Below are 24,082 nucleotides of genomic sequence, written 5' to 3' on the forward strand. Positions count from 1 at the left end.
GCCCTCATCAACTCGCGCACTCTTGGAGGTGCATTGCCTCCTGTCCTTGTGCGCGCTCGTGTGTCTCGAGTTGGGGCAGGCCACTGGCCAGGCGGACCAGCCAGTCGGGCACCTCCTCGGCAGGCATGGCCTTGGCAAACAGGTAGCCCTGCAGCTTGCGCAGGCCGATCTCACGCACCACGTCCAGCTCTTGTGGGGTTTCTATGCCTTCGGCCGTGACCTCCAGGTCGAAATCACGGGCAATCGCCAACACATGGCTCAGCAGGCGCTGACGCCGCGAATCCACCAGCAGGTTTCGCACAAACAGCCGATCGCATTTGATGCCCCGAATGGGCAGATCGGCCAACATGGCCAGCGACGAATAGCCGGCACCAAAATCGTCCATGACCACCGCGATGCCGACCCCGGCCAGTGCCCGCATGGCCTCCAGCATGGGGGCGCCGCTGGCAATGATGGCGTGCTCGGTCAACTCCAGGGTGAGCTGAACGGCGTCCACCCGGTGGGCCGCCAAGGTCTGCGCAAGCCAGTGGTTGAAACCGGGCTCCATCAGCGTGGTCGGAGACAGGTTCACTGACACCCTCAGGCCAGGCAGACCGGCGCGGGCCCACCTTTCCATCTGCCCGATCGCCTGCTCGAGAATCAGGCGATCCACCAGCGTCGTCTTGCCCTGCAACTCGCACACCAGCAAAAAGACCTCGGGGTTGAGGCGCCCGAGCACCGGGTGCTGCAGACGCAGCAAGGCCTCAAAAGCCGGTGGCTGCCCCTTGTCCAATGGCACGATGGGTTGGAAATGCAAGACCAGTTGCTGTGCCGTGAGCAACTCCGGCAGGTGATCGGCAATCAAGGCCATCTGCACATCGTGCTGCGGGTTGGCCTCGGGCGTCACCACCCGCATCATCGACAGGCCTTGCCGCAGGCGCAACTGCAGCCCCTGATCCAGACGCAGATTGCCCATGTGCTCCAGCGCCACCACCAGGGCAAACAAGGCCACCACCCCGATCGCGCCTGCCTGGCTGCCACCCGCCACGGCCGGCACCACGGGCGGAAAGGCGTTGATCAACAGGCAATGCAAGGCCACGATGACCAAGCCCCCCATCAACACATCGGGCCAGCGCTGCACGACATGGCGGCGGATCAGCAAGCGCCTTTTGGCGACGCGGTGGCGAATGGACAAGCCCACGGTCAGGCACACCGCCACACCGATGGAGGCCAGCAGCGGACCGATCTCAACCTGCTGCAGGCTGGCGCCATAGCTCATGGCCAGCACGAAGTGCCCGGACAGCATGCCCAGGGCCATGAAGGAGCCCGCCACGGCCGTGCGCCGGCGGCTCACGCCGGAGCTGAGCTCCGGCAACGTCAGCCGGGCGCTGGCAATCATCACCAGCAAGGCCAGCAGACCGTCATGCAGACTCGGTGACAAGCCATCCAGGTGCGGGTACATGAAGAAGCCCCCAATGTCCAAGGCCCAAACGATGCAGCCGATGATCAACGCCGCATGCGAGGCACTCAGACGCCGATTGCCTGGATCGACCGACCATGCCGTGTGCTCGACCAGACGATTGCACACATGCACCACCAGCGTCGCGAACACGGCAAAAAACAGCATGGGCAGCAGCGAGGGGTAGCCCACCACCCGGGGCAGCATCTCCCCCGTCACCCCGTGTAAATAATCATTGACAATCATAAATTCCTCACCCCCAAAGCGCTTCTCAACGGTCGCCAGAGACGCCAATTAGAAACTTCAGCGGGCAAAGAAATGATTCGAGTCAAATATTTGACACTTTGTAACATTTAATGTTGCATTTTTGAAACAGGCCGATCGAAGCCCCTGCGGCACGACCAGAGCACAGACAGCAGCGATCGGCTGCATGCGGTCGAGCTCCGCAGGAGCCTGCACAGGCGCCCCCCTCGGCCTGGGCCCAGGACTTCACCCGATCGTCAGACCCGCACGGCAACAAGGCTTGCCTCGGCAGACGATAATCAGGGGCTGCACACAACCCGCCCCGCGATGCGTGCAGCTCGACCCCAACGATCTGGAACGACCCCAAGGACCCCTTCATGCCAGCTTACCGCTCCAAGACCTCCACCTCCGGCCGCAACATGGCGGGCGCTCGCTCTCTGTGGCGCGCCACCGGCATGAAGGACGACGATTTCAGCAAGCCCATCATTGCGATCGCCAACTCGTTCACCCAGTTCGTTCCGGGGCACGTGCACCTGAAGGACATGGGCCAGTTGGTGGCGCGCGAGATCGAGGCCGCCGGCGGCGTGGCCAAAGAGTTCAACACCATTGCCGTGGACGACGGCATCGCCATGGGCCATGACGGCATGCTGTATTCGCTGCCCAGCCGCGACATCATTGCCGACTCGGTCGAGTACATGGTCAACGCCCACACGGCCGATGCGCTGGTGTGCATCTCCAACTGCGACAAGATCACCCCCGGCATGCTGATGGCCGCCATGCGCCTGAACATCCCGGTGGTCTTCGTGTCGGGCGGCCCGATGGAAGCCGGCAAGGTGCGCCTGGCCAACCCGGTCACCCAGACCATCGAATTCAAGAAGCTCGACCTGATCGACGCCATGGTGATGGCCGCCGACAGCAAGGTCAGCGATGCCGATGTGGCCGAGGTCGAGCGCTCGGCCTGCCCCACCTGCGGCTCGTGCTCGGGCATGTTCACCGCCAATTCGATGAACTGCCTGACCGAGGCCCTGGGCCTGAGCCTGCCGGGCAACGGCACCGTGGTGGCCACCCATGCCGACCGCGAGCAGCTCTTCAAGCGCGCCGGTCACCTGATCGTGGACCTGGCCAAGCGCTACTACGAAGGCGATGACGAGACCGTGCTGCCGCGCTCGGTGGGCTTCAAGGCCTTTGAAAACGCCATGACGCTGGACATCGCCATGGGCGGCTCGACCAACACCATCCTGCACCTGCTGGCCATCGCACAAGAGGCCGGCATCGACTTCACCATGTCCGACATCGATCGCCTGTCGCGCGTGGTGCCCCAGCTGTGCAAGGTGGCGCCCAACACCAACAAGTACCACATCGAAGACGTGCACCGCGCCGGCGGCATCATGGCCATCCTGGGTGAACTGGCCCGTGCCGGCAAGCTGCACACCGACGTGCCCACCGTGCACAGCAAGACCCTGGGCGACGCGCTGGCCCATTGGGACATCGTCACCACCACCGACGAGGCCGTGCGCACCTTCTACATGGCTGGCCCGGCCGGCATCCCCACCCAGGTGGCCTTCAGCCAGGCCACCCGCTGGCCCAGCCTGGACACCGACCGTGCCGAAGGCTGCATCCGCTCCTACGACAACGCCTTCTCCAAGGAAGGCGGCCTGGCCGTGCTGCGCGGCAACATCGCCATCGACGGCTGTGTGGTCAAGACCGCCGGTGTGGACGACAGCCTGCTGGTCTTCGAAGGCCCGGCCCATGTGGTCGAAAGCCAGGACGAAGCGGTCGAGCACATCCTCAACGACGAGGTCAAGGCCGGTGACGTGGTGATCGTGCGCTACGAAGGGCCCAAGGGCGGCCCGGGCATGCAAGAGATGCTCTACCCCACCAGCTACATCAAGTCCAAGGGCCTGGGCAAAGCCTGTGCCCTGCTGACCGACGGCCGCTTCTCGGGTGGCACCTCGGGCCTGTCGATCGGACACTGCTCGCCCGAAGCGGCGGCTGGCGGCACCATCGGCCTGGTGCGCCATGGCGACCGCATCCGCATCGACATCCCCAACCGCACGATCAATGTGCTGGTGAGCGACGAAGAGCTGGCCGTGCGCCGCGCCGAGCAAGACGCCAAGGGCTGGAAGCCTGTCAAGCCGCGCCCCCGCAAGGTGTCGGCCGCCCTCAAGGCCTACGCCCTGCTGGCCACCTCGGCCGACAAGGGCGCGGTGCGGGATCTGTCGCTGCTCGGCGACTGAACGACGAGGCCCTGAACGCAAAAAAGCCCCGAAAAGGGGCTTTTTTCATGGAGGCCCCCGCAGGGGCCTTGGGGATCTCAGACTTGATCTGAGCTGTGGCGCTCAGGCCAGGTCGAAGCGGTCTGCGTTCATGACCTTGGTCCAGGCTGCCACGAAGTCCTTCACGAACTTCTCACGGCCGTCGTCCTGGGCGTAGACCTCGGCGTAGGCACGCAGCACCGAGTTCGAGCCGAACACCAGGTCGGCGCGGGTGGCTGTCCAGCGCACGGCACCCGACTGGCGATCGCGGATCTCGTACAGGTTTTTGCCCGCCGGCTTCCAGGTGTAGGCCATGTCGGTCAGGTTGACGAAGAAGTCGTTGCTCAGGGTGCCGACCCGGTCGGTGAACACACCATGGGCACTGCCGCCGTGGTTGGTGCCCAGCACACGCAGCCCGCCGATCAGCACGGTCATTTCCGGGGCGGTCAGGCGCATCAGTTGGGCGCGGTCCAGCAGCAGTTCTTCGGCGCTGACCACGAAGTCCTTCTTGAGCCAGTTGCGGAAGCCGTCGGCCACCGGCTCCAGCACCTCGAACGACGCCGCATCGGTCTGCTCGGCCGTGGCGTCACCGCGACCCGGTGCAAACGGCACGGTGATGTCGAAGCCGGCGGCCTTGGCGCCCGCCTCCACACCCACGTTGCCGGCCAGCACGATCACGTCGGCCACGCTGACGCCGAACTTCGCGGCGATGGGCTCGAGCACCGACAGCACGCGGGCCAGGCGAGCCGGCTCATTGCCTTCCCAGTCCTTTTGCGGGGCCAGGCGGATGCGGGCTCCGTTGGCGCCACCGCGCTTGTCCGAGCCACGGAAGGTGCGGGCGCTGTCCCAGGCGGTGCTGACCAGATCGGCCGTGCTCAGGCCCGAGGCGGCAATGGCGGCCTTGACGGCGGCCACGTCGTAGTCACGACGACCGGCGGACACGGGGTCTTGCCAGATCAGGTCTTCCTTCGGCACGTCGGGGCCGATGTAGCGGGCCTTGGGGCCCAGATCGCGGTGGGTCAGCTTGAACCAGGCCCGGGCGAACACTTCCGAGAAATACGCCGGATCCTTGTAGAAACGCTCGGAGATCGCGCGGTAGGCCGGGTCCATCTTCATGGCCATGTCGGCGTCGGTCATGATCAAGCGGGTGTGGCCACTGCCGCCTTCCACGTCCGTCGGACGGTGCTCGTCCTTCAGGTTGACGGGTTCCCATTGCCATGCCCCGGCCGGGCTCTTCTTGAGTTCCCAGTCGTAGTTCAGCAGTGTTTCAAAATAGCCGTTGTCCCATTGGGTCGGGTGCGGTGTCCAGGCACCCTCGATGCCGCTGGTCACTGCGTCGCGACCGACGCCCCGCCCGCTGTGGTTGATCCAGCCCAGGCCCTGCTCGTGCAGGTCGGCGCCTTCGGGGGCCGGGCCCAGCTTGCCTGCATCGCCATTGCCGTGGGCCTTGCCCACGGTGTGGCCGCCGGCGGTCAGGGCCACGGTCTCTTCATCGTCCATGGCCATGCGGGCAAAGGTCACGCGCACGTCGTGGGCGGTCTTGAGCGGATCGGGCTTGCCATCCACGCCTTCCGGGTTCACGTAGATCAGGCCCATCATGACCGCGGCCAAGGGGTTTTCCAGATCGCGCTCACCCGAGTAGCGGCTGTTGGGGCCGCCGCTGGGGGCCAGCCATTCCTTTTCGGAACCCCAGTAGATGTCCTTCTCAGGGGCCCAGATGTCTTCGCGACCGAAGGCGAAGCCAAAGGTCTTCAGGCCCATCGATTCATAGGCCATGTTGCCGGCCAGGATCATCAGATCGGCCCAGCTCAGGCGGTTGCCGTATTTGCGCTTGATCGGCCAAAGCAGGCGGCGGGCCTTGTCCAGGTTGCCGTTGTCAGGCCAGGAGTTCAGGGGGGCGAAGCGCTGGTTGCCGGTGCCTGCACCACCGCGGCCGTCGGCGATGCGGTAGGTGCCGGCCGAGTGCCAGGCCATGCGGATCATCAGGCCGCCGTAGTGGCCCCAGTCAGCCGGCCACCAGGGCTGGCTGTCGGTCATCAAGGCCTTCAGATCGCGCTTGAGGGCTTCGACGTCCAGCTTGCGCACTTCCTCGCGGTAGCTGAAGCCCTCACCCAGGGGTTGGGTCTTGCTGTCGTGCTGGTGCAGGATGTCCAGATTCAGGGCCTTGGGCCACCAGTCGACATTGGTCTTGCTGACCGAGGTCATTCCACCGTGCATGACCGGACACTTGCCGGCTGCATTTGCGTTCCCGTTTTCCATTGCGAGCTCCTTTGAAAAAAAGATGACGGTCTGGATCAACCCTGACTCGATGCCGCTGCCCTTGCCCGCCCTGCAGGCGGTGAGCCAGGTTCCATCTTGCTGGTCGCTGTCCATTGGCCTCTATTGTGGATCCCATGGGCATGAAAACCGTAAAAATATCACTCAATAATCATTATCATCACAATAGAAAAATACGAATGACTTTGACTTTTGATAGTTTTGTGCGCGTGGCAGTCACGGGCAGCGATTCAGCGGGGTCTATCGTGCCTCGCCAGGGCAGATGCGTGTGAGGTTTGCGCAGCACGGAAACACTCGACCCGACGAATGGAAGCCGCCCTGAGCGCTTGAAGCGGCGAACAGGGCGGAGGGCTCGGCAGCCTCCTGCCCCCCAGGCCAATGCGCCTCAAGCTTTTCGGCCGAGGTCCGAGGTGGCGGCCAAGGGCATGTCGCGGGTGGGCAGGCTGATGCGGTATCCCTGGGCGTAGTTGATGCCCATTTCGCGCAAGGCCTGCAGGATTTCATCGCTCTCGACGAACTCGGCCACGGTCAGAATGCCGATGTCCTGGCACAGGCGCGACAGGTTGTGCACCAGGGCGTAGTCGATCTTCGAGTTGAGGATGTTGCGCACAAAGGCGCCGTCGATCTTCACGTACTCGAACTTCAGCTCCCGCAGGTAGTGGAAGGAGTTGTAGCCACTGCCGAAATCATCCAGCGCAAAGGCAAAGCCGCGGCTGCGCAACTGCGTGAGAAAGGTGCGCATATTGGTCATGTCGCCAATCGCGTCGCGCTCCAGGATCTCGAACACGATGCACTGTGGCGGGATGCCCAGCGTGTTGCACAGGTCTTCGGCATAGGCCAGCACGCCACGCCCCTGGATCTCCTGGGCCGACAGGTTCAGGAACACCTTGATGTCGGGCGCACCGCCGGCCATGCGCTGGCGCTGCGCCTCCAGCGCCTTGCGTATGATGATCCGATCGAGTTCCCGGCCCATGCCGTATTTCTCGATGGTCTCGATGAACTGACCGGCCACCACGATGTCGCCATTGGGCTCGACCATGCGGGCCAGGGTCTCGCAGGCGAACAACTCGCCGCTGTGACAGTCCACGATGCTGTGGAAGTACGGCACGATGCGCTCCTGATGCAGCGCCACGCGCAGTCGCTCGGCGTAGTCGCGGGTCTGTCGCCCGGCCTGGGTCTTGCCCTTGAGCGACTCCAGCGTGCAGGCACCGTCCTTGCCCATTTCCTTGGCCCGGTACATGGCCTGATCCGCGCCGGCCAGGATGTCGGCCTCATTGCCGGCGTCGCCCGGGTACACCGCGATGCCGATCGACACCGTGAGGTGAAAGTGCTTGCCATCCGGCGCGGTGAAGCTGCGCTCACGCAGCGCCTGCCCGAGCAGATGGGCCACCGTGCTGGCCCCGCTGCGGCCCGTCTCCATCAGCAGCACGGTGAACTCATCACCCCCGATGCGTGCCGCCACGTCGCCCTTGCGGATCTGTTTGCGCAGGATCTCGGCCATACCGCGCAAGGCCTCGTCCCCCACCTGGTGACCGTAGCTGTCGTTGATGTCCTTGAAGTCGTCCAGGTCCAGCATGAGCAGCGAAAACTCGTGCCCGTGGCGCTCCGAGCGGCCGAACTCGTACTCCAGCACGTTGCCGAACTGGCGCCGGTTGTACAGCCCCGTTAAGGGGTCGTGCATGGCGTAGTACTCCAGCTCGGACAGGGTGCGCGACAGCAGCTTGCTGGAGCCCACCACCATCACCATCACCGACAGGATGGAGCGCACCACGCTCTCCTCCTGCGGGGTGAGCTCGTTGCTGCCCACGTAGGCCACCCCCAGCAGGCCGGCCAGCCGTGGCGTGTGTTCGGGCACCGCCACGGTGATCATGCGGATGTCCTCCACCGTCGCGTCGTGCTCGGGCACGCTGATCTCGAACTCATCGATCTCCAGCAACGTGTCGGCCGGCAGGTTCAGCCCTGCCAGCATCTGGCGCGACAGCATGTCGCGCGCACTTCTCTTCATGTCTTCAGAGTAGTCGCCCAGGTAGTACAGGTACAGCGACAGCCCGTGCTCTTCGGCAAAGGCGATGTAGAAGAAATTGAACGGGAAGATCGAATGGAAGTCAGCCAGGATCTCCTGCACGAAGGCCTTCCACTGGGCCACATGCTCATGCGACAGGATGATGCGCTCCAGCACCCGGCTCTGGCGCTCGAAAAGGTCTTTCTCGATCAGCGTCGAGGCCAGATCGGTCAAGGTCTGGTTGAACTCCAGCAAGGTGCTCTTGGCGTGCTCGGCATTGCGGCTCCATTGGCGTTGGCGCTCGCCCAGCAGCAGCGCCATGGTCTGCTCCAGACTGCGGTAGGTGTCGATCACATGGCGCAGGCGCAGCGCCAGGTTGTGCGGCATGGCCTCGGCCGACAAGGCCTCCAATTCGGCCATGACCTCGCTCTGCACCTGCCGCACCAGCGAGCCCAGGTTGCTGGCAAAGGCCCGGCTTCGCGTCTGGCTCTCCAGCAGGGAGGCCATGCGGTCCATCACCCGCAGGCGCAAGGCCTCCAGGTGGTTGGTGAAGGCGGGGGCGCTCATCGGGCGAAACGCCCACCGCTTTGCAGCAGGTCGATGCCGCATTGCAAGTCGCCCAGCCAGGCCAGGAACTGCCCCACCGCGGCCCCGCGGTACACCGGCCCGTGCTGGGGCGCGATCATCTCGATGTCCAGCCGGGCGATCGTCTCCAGCCAGCAGCGGATGGCCCGGTTCGAGCCCATGTAACGCCGATGAAAACCCTCGATGTAGGGCAGGTGCCCGGCCAGATCATCGACAAAGGCCGTGTCCTCGTCCGGCGGCATCATGGCCGCGCCGATGTCACCCGAAAACAGCACCTTGGCCACCGGGTCGTACACATTGATCTGCCCCTCGGAGTGCAGAAAATGCGCTGGCACCACCTCCAGCACAAAGCCCTCGGCCACCTCGCAGCGCATGCCCTCGTCGGGCACACCCACAAAATGGGACATGTCCTTGAGCCCGTAATGCGGCAAGAAGCGCATCCAGATGCTCGACACATAGACCGGCGCATCCAGCAGCTCCAGCCAGGTCGACAGACCGCCCACGATGTCCGGGTCCTGGTGCGACAAAAACACACCCTGGATGTCGGCCGGCTGCACATAACGCAACATTTCAGCCAGCACACGGGGCATCACACCAAAACCACCGGGGTCCAGCAGAACCCCCTGCCCCCCATGAATCACCAGGTATTGATTGGACCTGATCCCATCTTCTTCGCCCGGTTCACTCTCATTCAACAAAATGAATTGATGTTGGTCTGATTCATGGAGCTTGATATTGCGCATAACCTTCCGAGAGCTTCAATGGGCTGAGCCGATGATCGGCGAAAGCGAAAATCATTTCGCAGTAGCCAAGCAATCCTTTTGCGTTACGTCAAAGAATCGGGATTGGATTTTTGCTCCAGGGAAAACCCGGTATTCCGCGTGGTCCCCGCGACACAAATCATGGTAATTGAAGGCCTGGAAAATGAACTTCTGCGCGCATTTTCTTCATCTGTGATTTTTAACCGTGCCCCATGAGCCCGACGTGATCTCTTCCGCCTTGCAAAAATCCCTGGCCTTGCTGACCAGCCGCCGCTTCGGCACCTTCTGGGTGGCCAGCCTGCTGGCCAACATCGGCACCTGGGCGCAGCAGGTCACCCAACCCTGGCTCATGATCAGCCTGGGCGCCTCGCCCCTGATGCTGGGGCTCGATGCCTTCGCCCTCAGCGCGCCGGCCCTGCTGCTGACCCTGGTGGGCGGCGAATTGGCCGATCGGGCCGACCGGCGCCGCACCATCGCCTTGTTCCAGTCGATCCAGATGCTGTGCCCCTTGCTGCTGGTCGCAGGGGTGCTGGGCGGCTGGATCCAGGCCTGGGAGGTGGTGCTGCTGTCCTTGGTGGTGGGCGTGACAGATGCCTTGTCCATGCCGTCGTTCCAATCGATTGTTCCCTCCATCGTCCAGCACGAGCAGATCCCGGCCGGCATCGCCCTCAACGCCAGCCAATTCAACCTGTCACGCATCCTCGGGCCTGCCGTCGCCGGTGCGCTCATGGCCAGCATTGGCATGGCGGGCGCCTTCGCCGTCAGCGCGGCCTCCTACCTGCCCTTCATCGGCGTGGCTCTGTGGGTGCTGCCACGGCGCTTGCAGCCGACCGTGCCTGCAGCGCCCCCCAGCGGCCAGGCCCAGGGCAGCCGCCAGAACCTGTGGCTGGGGGTGCGCGAGGTGCTGGCGCAGGCGCGGCTGCGCTCTGCCTTGCTCACGGTGTTCCTCAATGCCTTGCTGTGCGCCCCGCTGATCACTTTTTGCCCGGTGCTGGTCAAACAGGCCTTCCAGGGGGATGCCGCCCAGTTCAGCCTGAGCGCCGGTGCGCTCGGGCTGGGCGGGCTGCTCGGTGCTGCGGCCTTGCTGGGCTTCGATGCCCAGCGCGACCGGCGGCCATGGTGCACCGGCTTTGCACTGGCCTATGCCGCCATCGTGGTGCTGGCCGCGCTCAACCCCTGGGCCGAGGCGCTGGCCCCCTTGTTCGTGCTGGCCGGGGTGGCCATGACGGCCAGCAATGCCTCGGCCAACACCTTGCTGCAATCCGGTGCGCCCGATCACCTGCGAGGCAAGACCGTCAGCCTGTTCATGCTGGCCATGCGCGGCGGCCTGTCCCTGGGCAGCCTGCTCACCGGCTTCAGCGTGCACCTGATGGGCGTGCGCAGCGCACTGGCCCTCAATGGGGTGCTGGCTTTGGTGAGCCTGTCGGCCTTGGGTCTGATCTGGCGCCGGGCAGCCCAGCCACCTCATGGGTAAGCAGACTGCAAAGACACGGTATCAAGCCTGCCAAAAAAGTTCATTTTTGGCGGCAAATGCCGATACACAAGGCATGCAAGTCACTTCCAGCACCACCAGCAGCGCCGTCACAAGCACCTCCAGCTCGGGCGGTACCGACAATGCCAGCCAGATTGCAGCGCTGCAAAAGCAGTTGCGGCAACTGACCCAGCAGCTCAAGGACGTCGCCAATTCAGAGGGTGACGCCAAGACCAAGCAAAAGCGCGCGGCCTTGCTGCAGACCCAGATTCAGGTGGTTCAGGCCCAGATATCGGCCTTGCAACAACAACAGCAACAAGAAAAGATCGACAAGGCGGCGAAGGCGCAGCAAACCCAACCCGCGGCGGCCTCCAGCCCAAGCCAGCAGGCCCGGAAAAAAGACAAGGATGAGCAAAACGCCCTGGGCCAACAGATTGACGTCTATGTCTGAAATAACAAGGCTTGCAAAGCACGGCCACTCGCCTGCCACCCAATAAAACGTGATTTTCCGGCGCTCCCCCATCCAAGCCCCGTCGAATCCTTGAGATTCGGGCTGGATAATCCAGGCGCTTCGTGTATCTTCCTGTATCAGACCGACGATTGAATATCCTTGGTCTGCCGGCGATGCCCATTCACGACGCGACCCTCACCCAGAATCCAGGCGCCCAGGCACCTGAGGCCCGGGCTTTGCCCACGATTTTGCTGGTGGACGATACCAAGGAGAACCTGTCCGTCATCGGCCAGATGTTGCGCCCGCTCTACCACGTGCGCGTGGCCAACTCCGGGCAGCGCGCCTTGCTGGCGCTGCAACACCCGCCCCGCCCCGACCTGATCCTGCTCGACGTGATGATGCCCGACATGAACGGCTACCAGGTGCTGGAGCAGTTGCGGGCCCACCCGCAGTGGTGCGACATCCCGGTGATCTTTGTCACCGCCCTCAACGCCGACGACGACGAAGAGCATGGCCTGGCCCTGGGTGCGGTGGATTACGTGACCAAGCCGGTCAAGCCGGCCCTGCTGCTGGCCCGGGTGCATGCCCAGCTCGAACTCAAGCAGGCCCGCGACCGGCTGGCCCACCAGAACGCGTTTCTCGACGCCGAGGTGCGGCGCCGCATGGCCGAAAACGAGCTGATCAAGAACCTCAGCCTGTTCGCCCTGGCCACACTGGCCGAAAAACGCGACAACGAGACCGGCAACCACCTGCGCCGCACCCAGGCCTACATCGAGGTGCTGATGAACCAGTTGATGGATCACCCGCGCTTTGCCCAGGCCCTGGCCACCCCCGATGTGCGCCAGCGCATCGCCAAGGCGGCCCCGCTGCACGACATCGGCAAGGTGGGCATCCCGGACGCCATCCTGCTCAAGCCCGGCCGGCTCACACCCGACGAGTTCGAGATCATGAAGACCCATGCGGCCATCGGGGCCCAGGCCCTGGAAGAGGCCATCGAGCGCGCCCGCGAATTGCAGCCCACGCCGACCCCCTGCGGGCCCGCGCCGGACACCCCCGACAGCCGCCCCTCGCTGGACTTTCTTGAAACCGCCCTGCAGATCGCCGCCAGCCACCATGAGAAATGGGACGGCAGCGGCTACCCCGCCGGGCTGCAAGGCGATGCCATCCCGCTGCCGGCCCGCCTGATGGCCCTGGCCGATGTGTTCGACGCCCTGATCTCGCGGCGCCCCTACAAGCCTCCCTTGCCCATGGACACCACGCGCCAGATCATCACCGAGGGCCGAGGCAGCCATTTCGACCCCGACATCGTCGACGCCTTCCTGGCCCGGTTTGATGAATTCAAGACCATCGCCGAACACTATGCCGACCAAGCCTGACCCCGCCGCGCTCAAGCCCCATCGGCAGCAAGGCGCCGCCTGCACAGCCCTGCTGGCGCTGGTGTTGCTTGGCGGCACCGCCGCTTGCGCGGCAGACATGGCCTCGCCACCTGGCGCCCCGCCCTTCCAGGAGGTGATGGCCAGGCCCGAGCTGCTGGGCCAGTTGCGCGCTGGCGGCTATGTGCTCTACATGCGCCACGGCACCACCGACAACAGCCGGGCCGACGCCGTCACCGGCCTGCGCCTGGACGACTGCAGCACCCAGCGCGTGCTCAATGACGAAGGCCGCCGGCTCGCCGTCACCCTGGGCAACACCTTGCGTCAGGCCCGCATCCCGGTGGCCGAGATCTTCCACAGCCCGCTGTGCCGCACCACCGAGACCGTGAAGCTGGCTTTTCCCGACTTCAAGGGCCCGGTGCATGCCGACCCGGACCTGATGTACACCGCCAACCTGACCAGTGAGCAGAAAAAGCCTGTGCTACAGGCCACGTGGCGCCTGGTCAGCACGCCGCCGGCCCCAGGCAGCAACCGCCTGATCGTGGCCCACGCCCCCAACATGGCCGATCTGATGGGCTACTTCGTCAAGCCCGAGGGCACGGTGGTGGTGCTGCGCCCGCTGGGAGCCAAGGGCTTCGAGTACCTGGCCAGCATCCCGCCGGCCCTGTGGCCCCAGTTGCTCAAGGCGGCCCCGGCGCCATGAACTGGCGCCGCAACTCCAAGCAGCTGCAGTTCCTGCTGCTGCTCTTCCTGCCAGTGGCGCTGGCCCTGCTGCTGGGCGGGGTGTTCAACCGGGTGACCGAGCAGCAATTGCAGCAAACCCGCAGCGAGTACGACCAGGCGCAAGCCCGCGACCTGGGCTTCGCCAGCGAGGCCTCTTCGATCAGCCTGCAGGCCTTGGTGCTGCAGCAAGAGCTGACCGAGGCCCTGGGCCAGGCCCAGGCCGGCCGCATCGATGAGGCCGGCGCCTACCGGTTGCACAGCCGCATCGTCGATCAGGTGGCGCAATTCGAGCAACGCCTGGCGCGCCTGGGCCAGGCCACGCTGTCCGGCGAGCAGGCCCAGGCCCTGAGCGCGGCCCAGACCGAGTTCGGCAATTTCAAACGCTTTGTGCTCATGAGCACCGACCTGGCCTCGATCGACACCCGCCTGGCCGGGCAGCACCTGCTCACCGCCCACGAACACTATGTGAAGCTGGCCTTGCAGTTGCAGGCCATCGACGAGCAACTCACCCAACACGTCCAACAGCGCAGCGCCGAGGCCAACGTCGCCCTGGAGGCCATTCGCAGTCGCATGCAACTGCTCAGCGCCAGCGCCACCGGCTTGGTGCTGGTGCTGTGGCTGACCGTGGCCATCCGCCTGGCGCGCCGCCTGGGCCGGCTCAATGCCGCCCTGAGCTACCTCAGCCAACACGACGATGAAGAGGGTGCAGCCCCCCTGTTCGAGCACCTGGGCGCCAGCGCACGCCGCCAAGGCCTGCTGGGCGACATGGCCCGCGCGGTGCTGGCCTACCGCGCCGCCCGCCTGGAGCGCCGAGCAGCCCAGCAGGCGCTGGAGGCAGAACGCACCCAGTTGCACGCCCTGATCCAGGGCATGCCCGATCTGGTCTGGCTGAAAGACCCCGAGGGCGCCTACCAGGTGTTCAACCAGCGCTTTCTGCAACAGACCGGGCGCGACCCCGAGACGCTGCGAGGGCTGCGCGATCAGGACCTGTTTGCGCCCGAAGAGGCCGCGCTCTACCTCAGCGGCGACCAGATCGCCATCGACACCGGCCGCTATGAGCTGCCGCCCCATTGGCGCCAGTTCGCCGATGGTCACCGCGAGCTGGTGACCGCCATCAAGACCCCCATCCGCGACAGCCAGGGCCGGCTGCTGGGGGTGCTGGGGGTGGGGCGAGACATCACCGCCTTGCACCAGACCCAGCAGGCCCTGGCCGACCGCGAACGCCAATACGCCAGCATCGTCAGCCAGGCCCCCGTCGGCATCGTGCTGGTCGATCTGGCGACCCTGGGCTTCATCAGCTTCAACGACGCGGCCAGCCAGGCCATGGGCTACGAGCGCGACGAATTCGCCCGCCTCACCATCTACGACCTGCAGGCCCACCTGAACCCCGCCCAGGTGGACGCCATCGTGCAACGCATCGTGGCCGAGAACGGTCTGGAGTTCGAGAACCAGCGCCGCAACAAGCAGGGCCAGGTGCGCGAGTTCTGGATCTCGATGCGCCCATTGCAACTCGACGGCCAAACCTGCCTCACCGGCGTCTGGATGGACGTGACCGAGCGCAAGAACGCCGAGCGTGAACTGCAGCGCCACCGCGAACTGCTGGAACAGCGGGTGATCGAGCGCACCGCCAGCCTGGAGGAGGCCAGCCGGCGCCTGTCCGAGCAGACCCTGCAACTGCGCTCGGCCAACAGCGAGCTGCGCGGCATCTTCGACCACGCCACCGTGGGCATCGTCATCCTGCAGTCGCGCCGCGTGCTGCGCTGCAACCGCAAGGTCGAAGAGATCTTTGGCTACCCACCGGGGGCGCTGCTCAACCAGAGCACCCGGCTGTGGTACGGCAGCGATGCCGACTTCGAAGCCGCCGGCCAGCTGATCGAGCGCCGACTCGACCAGCCCGGGCCCCATGTGCGCGAGCACGAGATGCGCCGGCGCGATGGCAGCCGCTTCTGGGCGCGCCTGACCGACGCCCGCATCGACATCCCCGAGTTCCCCAACGCCATCATCGGCATCATCGAAGACGTGACCGCCGAGCACCGCAACGCCGAAGAACTGCGCCGCGCGCGCGACATGGCCGAGAGTGCCAACCGGGCCAAGAGCAGCTTCCTGGCCAACATGAGCCATGAGATCCGCACCCCCATGAACGCCATCATCGGCCTGGCCCACCTGGTGCGACGCGCCCCCTTGAGCGAACGCCAGAGCCAGCAGCTCGACAAGCTGTCGGACGCCGCCATGCACCTGTTGTCCATCATCAACGACATCCTCGACTTCTCGAAGATCGAGGCCGGCAAGATGACCCTGGACCCGACCGACTTCCAGCTCGAGCGCGTGGTCTCCAACGTGTTTGCACTGGTCACCGAGAAAGCCGAGGCCAAGGGGCTGGAGCTGGTGGCCGAGATCGGCAGCCTGCCGCGCATGCTGCATGGCGACGGCGTGCGCCTGGGTCAGGTGCTGCTCAACTTTGCCAACAACGCCGTCAAGTTCACCGAACGCGGCAGCGTGCGCCTGCGTGGCAGCGTGCTGCCCGACCGGGGCGACGGTCGTCTGTGGCTGCGCTTCGAGGTGCGCGACACCGGCATCGGCATCAGTGCCGAGCAACAGGCCCGCCTGTTCAATGCCTTCCAGCAGGCCGACGTGTCGACCACCCGGCTGTATGGCGGCACCGGCCTGGGCCTGGCCATCAGCCGGCGGCTGGCCGACCTGCTGGGCGGCCAGGTCGGCGTCAGCAGCCAGCCGGGCCAGGGCAGCAACTTCTGGCTCGAAGCCCCCTTCGAGCCCGCCCCGGACAGCCCCGCCACCGACACCCTGCCCCTGCCCGCACGCAGCCGCGTGCTGGTGCTGGACGACATGGAAGAAGCCCGCGAGGCGCTGGCCGATCTGCTGCAAGGCCTGTCGGCCCGGGTGGACCGGGCCAGTTCAGGGGCCCTGGCGCTGGAGATGGTGGCCCAGGCCGATGCGCAGGGTGACCCCTACCTGATGGTGTTCTCCGACTGGTTGATGCCCGGCCTCAATGGCTCGCAGACCTGCGAGCGCCTCCAGCAACTGCCGCTGCGCCAGCAGCCGGTGTGCATCCTGGTCAGCGGCAGCAGCGGCTGCCCCAGCGAGGTCAAGGACGACGGCATCTTTGCCGCCTTCATCCCCAAGCCGGTGCTGCCGGCCTTGCTGGCCGACACCATCTCGCTCACCCTGGCCCAGGGCCGCAACAGCACGCAGCACCTGCCTCGACCCGCCCAGGCCCTGCCCCGGTTCACGCCCGGCCATCGCCTGCTGCTCGCCGAGGACAACGCCATGAACCAGGAGGTGGCCCTGGAACTGCTCAAGGACCTGGGCTTTGAGGTCGACCTGGCCTGCGATGGCCAGGAGGCCCTGGATCAGGCCCGGCGCCGGTCCTACGAACTGGTGCTGATGGATGTGCAGATGCCCGTCATGGACGGGCTGGAGGCCACGCGCCAGATCCGCCAGCTGCCCGGCTGGGCCCGCACCCCCATCCTGGCCATGACCGCCAATGCCTTTGCCGAAGACCGCGCCGTGGCCCTGGCCGCCGGCATGAACGACCACATTCCCAAGCCGGTCGACCCCACCCTGCTGGCCCAGACCCTGGCCAAATGGCTGCCCCAGGCCCGGCAGGCCGAAGACCGGGTCGAAGCGCGGCCCGCTGCCTCACCTGCGGCTGCGCCGAGCGCCTGGCCCGAAGCCGAGCTGCGCCAGCACCTGCACCTGGTGGAAGGCCTGCAACTGGAGGCGGGCCTGCGCTCCATGCGCGGTGACCTGCAACGCCTGCGCACCTACCTGCTGCGCTTTGCCGCCGAGCACGGGCAAGACCTGCAAAGCCTGCACGATGAGCTGCAGCGCGGCGAGCACGAGACGGCCCAGCGCAGGCTGCACACCCTCAAGGGCCTCGGTGGCCTGCTGGGCCTGGAGCGGGTGCAGCGCCTGGCCCAGGCGGCCGAGCAGCACCTCCGACAAGCGCAGGGGCCGGTCCCGGCAGAAGGCCGTACCGACGCCCAGGCCGTGTTGCAGGCCCTGCAACAGGCCCTGGATCAGAGCTGCCAATCCATCGTGCAACGCCTGGGCCCGGGCATGCAGGCCGACGCGGCCGCGGCCAGCCCGCAGCCTTCGGCCCCCCCGGGGTCATTGGCGCACCTGGCCCAGCCCCTGGCCGCCTGGTGCAAGCAATTGGCGAGCGATGATCTGGACGCCGCAGACACCTTCGAGGCCCTGCGCCCGGCCTTGCATCAGGCCGATCCCGCGTTGACACGGCGGCTGGAGCGGGCCATGGACGCTTTTGACCTGGCAGACGCCCTGGCCCTGCTGGCGCAACACCCGGACGTAACGCCGCCCGGCTGAGGCCGCTCGGCCCACCCGGGCCTCAGGACAAGGCCAGCACCCGCTGCACGCGCGCCAGCATGTCGTCGGGATCGAAGGGCTTGGTGGCGTAGTCGTCAGCCCCGGCCTCCAGGCCCCGCTGGCGGTCGGCCTCCTGGCCCTTGGCGGTCAGCATCAGGATATAGACCTGGGCCAGCGCCGGGTTGGCACGCACCTGCTGGCACACCTCGTAGCCGCTGAGCTCGGGCATCATCACATCGAGCAGCACCAGACGGGGCCGATGCGCCTCGATGAGTTGCAACGCCTCACGCCCGTTGCAGGCGCTCAGCAGGCTGATGCCCTGGTCCTCCAGATCGACCAGACTCTCCTCCAGCAGCATGCGGATGTGGGGCTCGTCGTCCACGATCAGTACGGTGTTTTCCATGGTGTTCCTCATTCAAGTCGTGACGCCGCAGCAGGGCCGATCCACCCCCACCCGGAACCAGAAGCGGCTGCCCTGGCCGCGCACGCTGTCCACGCCCAGCTCGCCGCCCATGCGTTCGACCAGGTACTTGCAGACGGTCAGGCCCAGGCCCACCCCTTCGTGGCGCCGCCCGCGCTCGCCATCGCCCTGCTCGAAGCTGGCAAAAATGCGGGCCAGGTGTTCATCCGAAATGCCCTCGCCCTGATCGCTGACGCTGAACTCCAGCCCCGGGGTGCCCAACAGCCCCTCGTGCAGGCTGGCCGACAAGGTGATCTGCCCTTGGCTGGAGAACTTGACCGCATTGGCCAGCAGGTGGCGCAGCACCTGCCGCAAGCGGCCGAACTCGCCTTGCACCGCCTCCTCCAGGCCGGGTCCGATCACGGTGTGCAACACCAGGCCCTTGGCCCGCGCCGCCGCCCCTTCAGCGCTGGCCGTGGCCTGCAGCAGATCCACCACGCTGAAGGCGGTGCGCTGGCGCGGCCCATCGTCCTCGCCACGCGAAATCTCCAGGATGTCGTTGAGCATGCCGTGCAGATGGCGGCCCGATTGCTGGATGCTGCGGGCAAACTCCTGGCCCTCCGGGTCCTGCAGGCGCAGGGCCAGCAGATCCGAGAACCCCAGAATCGCGCTCATCGGGGTGCGCAATTCATGGCCCATGTTGCGCAGGAAGGCATTCTTGGAACGGTTGGCGCTCTCGGCCCGGTCCAGGGCGCCGCGCAGCTGGTCGGTCAACAAGGCGTTCTCCAGCACCACGGCGCCATGCGCGGCCAGCGTGACCAGCAGCTTGAGGTGGTTGGCCTGGAACACCACCGGCTCGCGGCTGCCCACCAGCAACGCGCCCAGCTCGGCACGTGGGGTGACCATGGGGGCCACCATCAGGCTGGCCATGCCCGGGGCACCGGGCGCGGCCTCGGCCGCGTTGACGATGTCGGCCTGCCGGATGGCACAGGCACGCTGGGCCACCTCGCCCCCCCAGGGCGCCGCCGTGGGGGTGTAAAGCCCCTGTTCCGGCCCCAGGCCTTGCGCCAGCAGACCGGTGTCATTGCTCAACAACAGCACCTCGAGCGGCAGCGCGGGGATCAGGCGGGCGGCCTCTTGGCGCAGCGCCTGCAGCACCTCGCGCGCGGGCATGTTGTGATGGATGACCTCGTGCACCCGGAACAGCAGATTGATCTCGCGGTACTTGGCCAGCGCCTCCTCCACCAGCAGGCGGCGCTCCTCTTCCTGCATCCACAGGCCGGTCAGCACGTCGGCCAGCGTCTGCGCATGCACCGGGGCCGCCAAGCACAGGCGTTCGGGTTGCAGGCACGCCAGCGGCACACGGGGCCAATCGAGCAATGAGGTGGGAAGAGTGGCGGCCAAGGAGCCGGGCCCGTCGACCGATCCGGCGATCCGCTCGCCCTGCTCGTCCAGCACACACCAGTGGCTCTGCAGCGAGCGGGCCACGCGGTCCAGGGCCTGGACCAGGGACGCCCGGTTCAACGCCCGGCGGGTGGCACGCGTGATCATGGGACCGAAGGCAATGTGGGGGCCGAGGGGGCCGTCCCCGCACCGGTCACCACCAGGTACACGCGCTCGCCTTCGCGGGCCGCCTGCATGGACGAGGCCACGTGCAAGGGGTCCTCGGCCGGCGAGAACACCACCATCATCTCCGGCAGGGCCGCGCCCCGCTCGCCGCGCTGCATCTCCGGGTCCAGCACCTCGACCTGATAGCCCTTGGCACGCAGCATCTGGGTCACGGCCACCACCGGTGCATCGCGGTCATCCACCAGCAGCATGCGCTTGGTGGACTCGCGCCGCCGCAGCAGCCCATCGATCTCGGGCAGCAACACCTCCATGTTGATCGGCTTGGACAGGTAGCTGTCCGCCCCCACGGCCCGGCCACGGGCGCGGTCGTCCACGATGCTGAGGATGATGATGGGAATCTTGTTGGCCTCGGGGGTGGAGCGCAGCACCGCAGCCACCTCGAAGCCGCTCATGCCGGGCATCATCACATCCAGCAGGATCAGATCGGGCGGCGCCTGCTTCACCTGGTGAATCGCCTGAACGCCGTCGGCGGCCTCGCGCACCCGATAGCCCACGGCCTCCAGCTCCAGCCTCAGCAAGGCGCGGATGTTGGTCTCGTCGTCCACCACCAGAATCGTTCGGGGGTGGCCGCTCAAGGCGGCCGGGGCCAAGGCGGGCACGGTGGCGGTGGTCGCCACGCCATCCCCGGCCTCACCGACCACGGCCTGTTCGGGCAGGGGTAACGCAAAACAGAAGGTGCTGCCCTGGCCGACCTGGCTTTCCACCCAGATCTCTCCCTGGTGGTGTTCGATCACCTGCTTGCAGATGGCCAGGCCCAAGCCGGTGCCGCGCGGCTTGTCCGTCAAGGTGTTGCCCACCTGGCGGAAGCGTTCAAACAGCTGCTGCTGATCGAACTCGCTGATCCCGCAGCCCTGGTCGGCCACCGCCACGGTGAGGCGACCGCCCTCCAGCCGCGCCCAGCAGCGCACCTCCCCCTGCTCGGTGAACTTGGCCGCATTGGACAGCAGGTTGATGATCACCTGCAGCAGGCGGTCCGGGTCCCCCCGCAGCAAGGGCAAGGGGCGCTGGACCTCGACTTTCAGAGGCAGATCACGCGGCTGGTAGATCGCGGCAGTGGCGTCCACCGCCCGCTGCAGCAAGGCGCCCATGTCCACCGGTTCATCACGCCACTCGATCTTGCCCGCCTCGATCTTGGTCAGATCGAGCACGTCGTTGATCAGGTTTGTCAGCCGTTCACCCTCGGACACGATGATGTCGAGCTGCGACTGGATCTTCTCCACCACCGAGATCACCTTCGTGTCCTGTGGGTTCAGCGCCGGCAGCACGCTGCGCTGGAACTGCTTGCGGATCACCTTGGCAAAGCCCAGCACCGAGGTGAGTGGGGTGCGCAGCTCGTGCGACACATTGGCAATGAAGTCGGTCTTCATGCGCGACACCTCCACCTCGTGGGTGATGTCGCGGAAGGTGATGACCAGACCTTGCGATCCCGCCTGGGGCTCTGTGCTGTCCTTGCCCAGCACCGTGGCGACGACCCGCGCCACCCGGCTGTCCAGCACCGCCACCTCGGCCGTCAAGGACGGCGCGGCCTGCTGCCGGTCCAGGGCCCGGCCCACGAAATCGCCCACCTCATCACCGAACACCGTTCGCACAGGCAGGCCCGGCAGGGCTTGGCCGCCGCCCTCCTCCCCATCGAGCCGGTACAGGGACAGCAGGGCCGGGTTGACCTGGGTGACCCGCCCCTGGGCATCGGTCACCAGCAGGCCATCGCCCATGTTGTCGATCACCGCCGTCACCTTGCGCAACAGGGCCTGCATGGCCTCGGCGCGCTGGCGCGCCATCGCGATGCGCGCCGAAGCCACCACAAAGGCGACCCCGCCCAGCAACAGCAACAGGGTCAGCAGGCCCACCACCGTGGCCAGGGCCGTCGGGTCCGTGAAGCCCGCAGCCTCCGCCACGCCACCCGGCCCCGGCAAAAAATAGGCCCCTGCCATGGCGATGTAGTGCATGGCCGAGATCGACAGCCCCAGCACCAGCCCCCCCGCCAGCGAGCCCAGAAAGGGGTGCCGCCCCAGGCGTGTCACCAGCAGCCGTTGGCGCAGCCACAGCGCCCCGATGGCCAGCGACACCGCCGCCACGATCGACAGCATGAACAGACCGCTGTCGTAACGCAGCTCGCCATCCAGGCGCATGGCGGCCATGCCCAGGTAATGCATCAGGCCCACACCGGCACCCATCACGCTGCCGCCCAGCAGCAAGGCGGCAGAGCCCGCGCGGTCACGCGCCGCAAAATGCAGCGCCACCGCGGCCGCGGCCACCCCCGGCAGCACCGACAGCGCCGTCAGCCAGGGCTCGTAGCGGATGCCGCAATCGAGCCGCAAGGCGGTCATGCCGATGAAATGCATGGCCCAGATGCCCAGGCCCAGCATCAGCGCGCCCAGGGCAATCCAGCGCGGGCGATGGGTCTTCTGGTTGGCCATTTCCAGCGCGCAGCTCGCAGCAAACACCGCCAGCAGGATGGAGGCCCCCACCTGGGTGGGCTGGAAACGCATGTCGTAAGCCCTCATCACCTCATCGGGTGAGCTGATGAAGCCCAGTGGCAAGATGGTGGACAGGTTCATGAAACGCCCTCGGTATGAAGCGCGACCGGGCTGTGCAGGCCGTGGTGACGGCCCGGCTCGGTCGACGCGGCCTGAGAATCCAGTGGCAGTTGCAGCACGAAGCAAGCCCCGCCCTGAGCGCGGTTGTGCGCACTCAGCACGCCCCCATGCCGGTGCACGATGCCCCAGCTGATGGACAGGCCCAGCCCCATGCCCTGGCCCACCGCCTGGGTGGTGAAGAAGGGGTCGAAGATGCGCCCCAGGTGCTCGGCCGCGATGCCCGGGCCGCTGTCCTCGAAGCGCAGCTCCACGCGCGATTCATCGAGCCGGCGCGTGACGATGCGGATGTGGCCACTGCCCCGCAGGGCCTGTACCGCATTGGTCAGCAGGTTCATGAACACCTGGTGCAACTGCGGGGCAATGCAGTTGACCAGCGGCAGTTCGGGCGCCAATTCCAGCTGCACCTCGCAACCCGCCGGGAGCTGGCCGGCCATCAGGCGCAAGGTGGCCCGCAGACCTTCATGCAGATCGACCCAGGCCCAGTCTTCGCGTCCGAAGCGCGAAAAATTCTTCAGATCGGCCACGATGCGGCTCACCCGGTCCAGGCCTTCGCGGCTTTCGTCCAGCACCTGCACCAGATCCGCACGCAGGTAGGGCAGGTCTTTGTCCTGGCACAGGCGCTGGTACTCGGCCAGGGCGGGCCCGGCCCCCGCGTGGCGACACACGGCATCGCCGGCCTGCAGCACTGCCATCACGTCGTCGAAATAGGCCTTGAGCGTGCCCAGGTTCGAACGCACGAAGCTGATGGGGTTGTTGATTTCATGCGCCACACCGGCGGCAAACTGCCCCAGCGAGGCCATCTTTTCAGACTGCAGCAACTGCAGTTGCGCCTGCTCCAGCCGTTGGTTGAGCTCGCGCTGACGGGCCAGGGCCTCGGTCAGGCTCTGGGTGCGTTGCTGCACCGCAGCCTCCAGGTTGTCGTTGCGGACCTGCAGCTCATCGCGGCCCTGCTTGAGCTCCAGCTGGGTGCGCACCCGGGCCAGCAGGATGGGCGATCGGAAGGGCTTGGTCAGGTAATCCACCGCACCCAAGGTGAGGCCGACGCGCTCGTCGTTCTCCTCGGTCATGGCGGTCACGAAGATCACCGGGATCTCGCAGGTCGCAGGCTCGGCCCGCAAGCGGCGCAGCACCTCATAGCCATCCATGTCGGGCATCATGATGTCGAGCAGGATCAGGTCGGGCCGAGGGCCTGCCGCGGCCATCGCCAGGGCCTCGGCGCCGGACTCCGCCTCCAGCACCTGGTAGGCCGGGCTCAGCAGCCCGCGCAGCAGCAGCAGGTTGGTGCGTTGATCGTCCACCAGCAGAACCACCGGGGCAGCGGTTCGCGTTGCGGGCGCACAGTTGATCGTGGTCATCAAGGTCTCCATGGGCTGGCGCCCCAGGGCCAGCGAATGCGCAGGATCCATTGAGCCCTCCGTCCGGACCGGCCTGGCGGGCTCAAATGATCAAATCAATACGCCCTGTCAGGCACGCGTTGATCAGGCCCAGTTTATACCTTGGAAATACTTTTTTGCCACATTAAAACCGCATAAA

The 24,082-nt window shown here is 66.2% G+C and carries 14 protein-coding genes; 6 read left to right on the plus strand and 8 right to left on the minus strand.

Translation table 11 applies throughout. The features are described from left to right. Nucleotides 1–7: 7 nt before the first annotated feature. The gene (locus tag L880_RS31585; RefSeq protein WP_157462577.1) at nucleotides 8–1,684 is read right to left on the minus strand and encodes an EAL domain-containing protein; all 1,677 of its coding nucleotides are present in this window, start codon (nucleotides 1,682–1,684) and stop codon (nucleotides 8–10) included. A 374-nt stretch (nucleotides 1,685–2,058) separates the two neighbouring features. Between L880_RS31585 and ilvD the strand changes: the two genes are divergently transcribed. After that, nucleotides 2,059–3,918, plus strand: coding sequence for a dihydroxy-acid dehydratase (gene ilvD, locus L880_RS0104460; protein WP_027474650.1), 1,860 nt, complete (start codon nucleotides 2,059–2,061; stop codon nucleotides 3,916–3,918). A gap of 102 nt (nucleotides 3,919–4,020) precedes the next feature. Here ilvD and katG read toward each other — a convergent pair whose 3' ends face one another. From katG to L880_RS0104475, 3 genes are all read right to left on the minus strand, one after another. Continuing rightward, nucleotides 4,021–6,195 (minus strand): catalase/peroxidase HPI, encoded by a 2,175-nt coding sequence (katG, locus tag L880_RS0104465; protein ID WP_027474651.1) that lies wholly within the window; start codon nucleotides 6,193–6,195, stop codon nucleotides 4,021–4,023. Nucleotides 6,196–6,598: 403 nt separating this feature from the next. Further along, the gene (locus L880_RS0104470) at nucleotides 6,599–8,782 is read right to left on the minus strand and encodes a putative bifunctional diguanylate cyclase/phosphodiesterase (RefSeq protein WP_027474652.1); all 2,184 of its coding nucleotides are present in this window, start codon (nucleotides 8,780–8,782) and stop codon (nucleotides 6,599–6,601) included. Beyond that, nucleotides 8,779–9,543 (minus strand): oxygen-binding di-iron domain-containing protein, encoded by a 765-nt coding sequence (locus L880_RS0104475; RefSeq protein WP_027474653.1) that lies wholly within the window; start codon nucleotides 9,541–9,543, stop codon nucleotides 8,779–8,781. Before L880_RS0104475 ends, L880_RS0104470 begins: the two co-directional genes overlap by 4 nt. A gap of 241 nt (nucleotides 9,544–9,784) precedes the next feature. Here L880_RS0104475 and L880_RS0104480 point away from each other — a divergent pair, with 241 nt between their 5' ends. The 5 genes from L880_RS0104480 to L880_RS34200 all read left to right on the plus strand — a co-directional run bounded on the left by L880_RS0104480 (nucleotide 9,785) and on the right by L880_RS34200 (nucleotide 17,923). After that, entirely contained in the window at nucleotides 9,785–11,035 is a 1,251-nt protein-coding gene (locus L880_RS0104480) for an MFS transporter (RefSeq protein WP_027474654.1), read from the plus strand. Continuing rightward, nucleotides 11,028–11,483: a FlxA-like family protein gene (locus L880_RS31590; RefSeq protein ID WP_245614935.1), complete on the plus strand. Its 456-nt coding sequence runs from the start codon at nucleotides 11,028–11,030 to the stop codon at nucleotides 11,481–11,483. The genes L880_RS0104480 and L880_RS31590 overlap by 8 nt, the downstream gene beginning before the upstream one ends. A 236-nt stretch (nucleotides 11,484–11,719) precedes the next feature. Further along, nucleotides 11,720–12,859 (plus strand): HD domain-containing phosphohydrolase, encoded by a 1,140-nt coding sequence (locus L880_RS0104490; protein WP_027474655.1) that lies wholly within the window; start codon nucleotides 11,720–11,722, stop codon nucleotides 12,857–12,859. After that, nucleotides 12,843–13,559, plus strand: coding sequence for a histidine phosphatase family protein (locus L880_RS0104495; RefSeq protein WP_027474656.1), 717 nt, complete (start codon nucleotides 12,843–12,845; stop codon nucleotides 13,557–13,559). The genes L880_RS0104490 and L880_RS0104495 overlap by 17 nt, the downstream gene beginning before the upstream one ends. After that, a complete protein-coding gene (locus tag L880_RS34200) occupies nucleotides 13,556–17,923 on the plus strand; it encodes a PAS domain S-box protein (protein WP_051443052.1) in 4,368 nt (1,455 codons plus the stop codon). The genes L880_RS0104495 and L880_RS34200 overlap by 4 nt, the downstream gene beginning before the upstream one ends. Before the next feature lie 22 nt (nucleotides 17,924–17,945). Here L880_RS34200 and L880_RS0104505 read toward each other — a convergent pair whose 3' ends face one another. From L880_RS0104505 to L880_RS31605, 4 genes are read right to left on the minus strand one after another with little or no spacing between them, the layout of a single operon-like run. Then, entirely contained in the window at nucleotides 17,946–18,326 is a 381-nt protein-coding gene (locus L880_RS0104505; RefSeq protein WP_027474657.1) for a response regulator transcription factor, read from the minus strand. Between the two features lie 12 nt (nucleotides 18,327–18,338). Beyond that, the gene (locus L880_RS0104510; protein ID WP_027474658.1) at nucleotides 18,339–19,874 is read right to left on the minus strand and encodes a sensor histidine kinase; all 1,536 of its coding nucleotides are present in this window, start codon (nucleotides 19,872–19,874) and stop codon (nucleotides 18,339–18,341) included. Beyond that, entirely contained in the window at nucleotides 19,871–22,510 is a 2,640-nt protein-coding gene (locus L880_RS31600; RefSeq protein ID WP_051443053.1) for an MHYT domain-containing protein, read from the minus strand. The genes L880_RS0104510 and L880_RS31600 overlap by 4 nt, the downstream gene beginning before the upstream one ends. After that, nucleotides 22,507–23,955, minus strand: a complete 1,449-nt coding sequence (locus L880_RS31605; RefSeq protein WP_051443054.1) for a sensor histidine kinase — start codon at nucleotides 23,953–23,955, stop codon at nucleotides 22,507–22,509. Before L880_RS31605 ends, L880_RS31600 begins: the two co-directional genes overlap by 4 nt. Nucleotides 23,956–24,082: the final 127 nt, after the last annotated feature.

It is taken from the genome of Curvibacter gracilis ATCC BAA-807, assembly GCF_000518645.1.
Lineage (GTDB): Bacteria > Pseudomonadota > Gammaproteobacteria > Burkholderiales > Burkholderiaceae_C > Curvibacter > Curvibacter gracilis.

Excerpts from the sequence above, each read along its gene's own strand:
- katG (WP_027474651.1), bottom strand. The coding sequence starts at position 6,195 with ATGGAAAACGGGAACGCAAATGCAGCCGGCAAGTGTCCGGTCATGCAC.
- L880_RS31600 (WP_051443053.1), bottom strand. The coding sequence starts at position 22,510 with ATGAACCTGTCCACCATCTTGCCACTGGGCTTCATCAGCTCACCCGAT.
- L880_RS0104475 (WP_027474653.1), bottom strand. The coding sequence starts at position 9,543 with ATGCGCAATATCAAGCTCCATGAATCAGACCAACATCAATTCATTTTG.
- L880_RS0104510 (WP_027474658.1), bottom strand. The coding sequence starts at position 19,874 with ATGATCACGCGTGCCACCCGCCGGGCGTTGAACCGGGCGTCCCTGGTC.
- L880_RS0104505 (WP_027474657.1), bottom strand. The coding sequence starts at position 18,326 with ATGGAAAACACCGTACTGATCGTGGACGACGAGCCCCACATCCGCATG.
- L880_RS0104470 (WP_027474652.1), bottom strand. The coding sequence starts at position 8,782 with ATGAGCGCCCCCGCCTTCACCAACCACCTGGAGGCCTTGCGCCTGCGG.
- L880_RS31605 (WP_051443054.1), bottom strand. The coding sequence starts at position 23,955 with ATGGATCCTGCGCATTCGCTGGCCCTGGGGCGCCAGCCCATGGAGACC.
- L880_RS31585 (WP_157462577.1), bottom strand. The coding sequence starts at position 1,684 with ATGATTGTCAATGATTATTTACACGGGGTGACGGGGGAGATGCTGCCC.
- ilvD (WP_027474650.1), top strand. The coding sequence starts at position 2,059 with ATGCCAGCTTACCGCTCCAAGACCTCCACCTCCGGCCGCAACATGGCG.
- L880_RS31590 (WP_245614935.1), top strand. The coding sequence starts at position 11,028 with ATGGGTAAGCAGACTGCAAAGACACGGTATCAAGCCTGCCAAAAAAGT.
- L880_RS34200 (WP_051443052.1), top strand. The coding sequence starts at position 13,556 with ATGAACTGGCGCCGCAACTCCAAGCAGCTGCAGTTCCTGCTGCTGCTC.
- L880_RS0104495 (WP_027474656.1), top strand. The coding sequence starts at position 12,843 with ATGCCGACCAAGCCTGACCCCGCCGCGCTCAAGCCCCATCGGCAGCAA.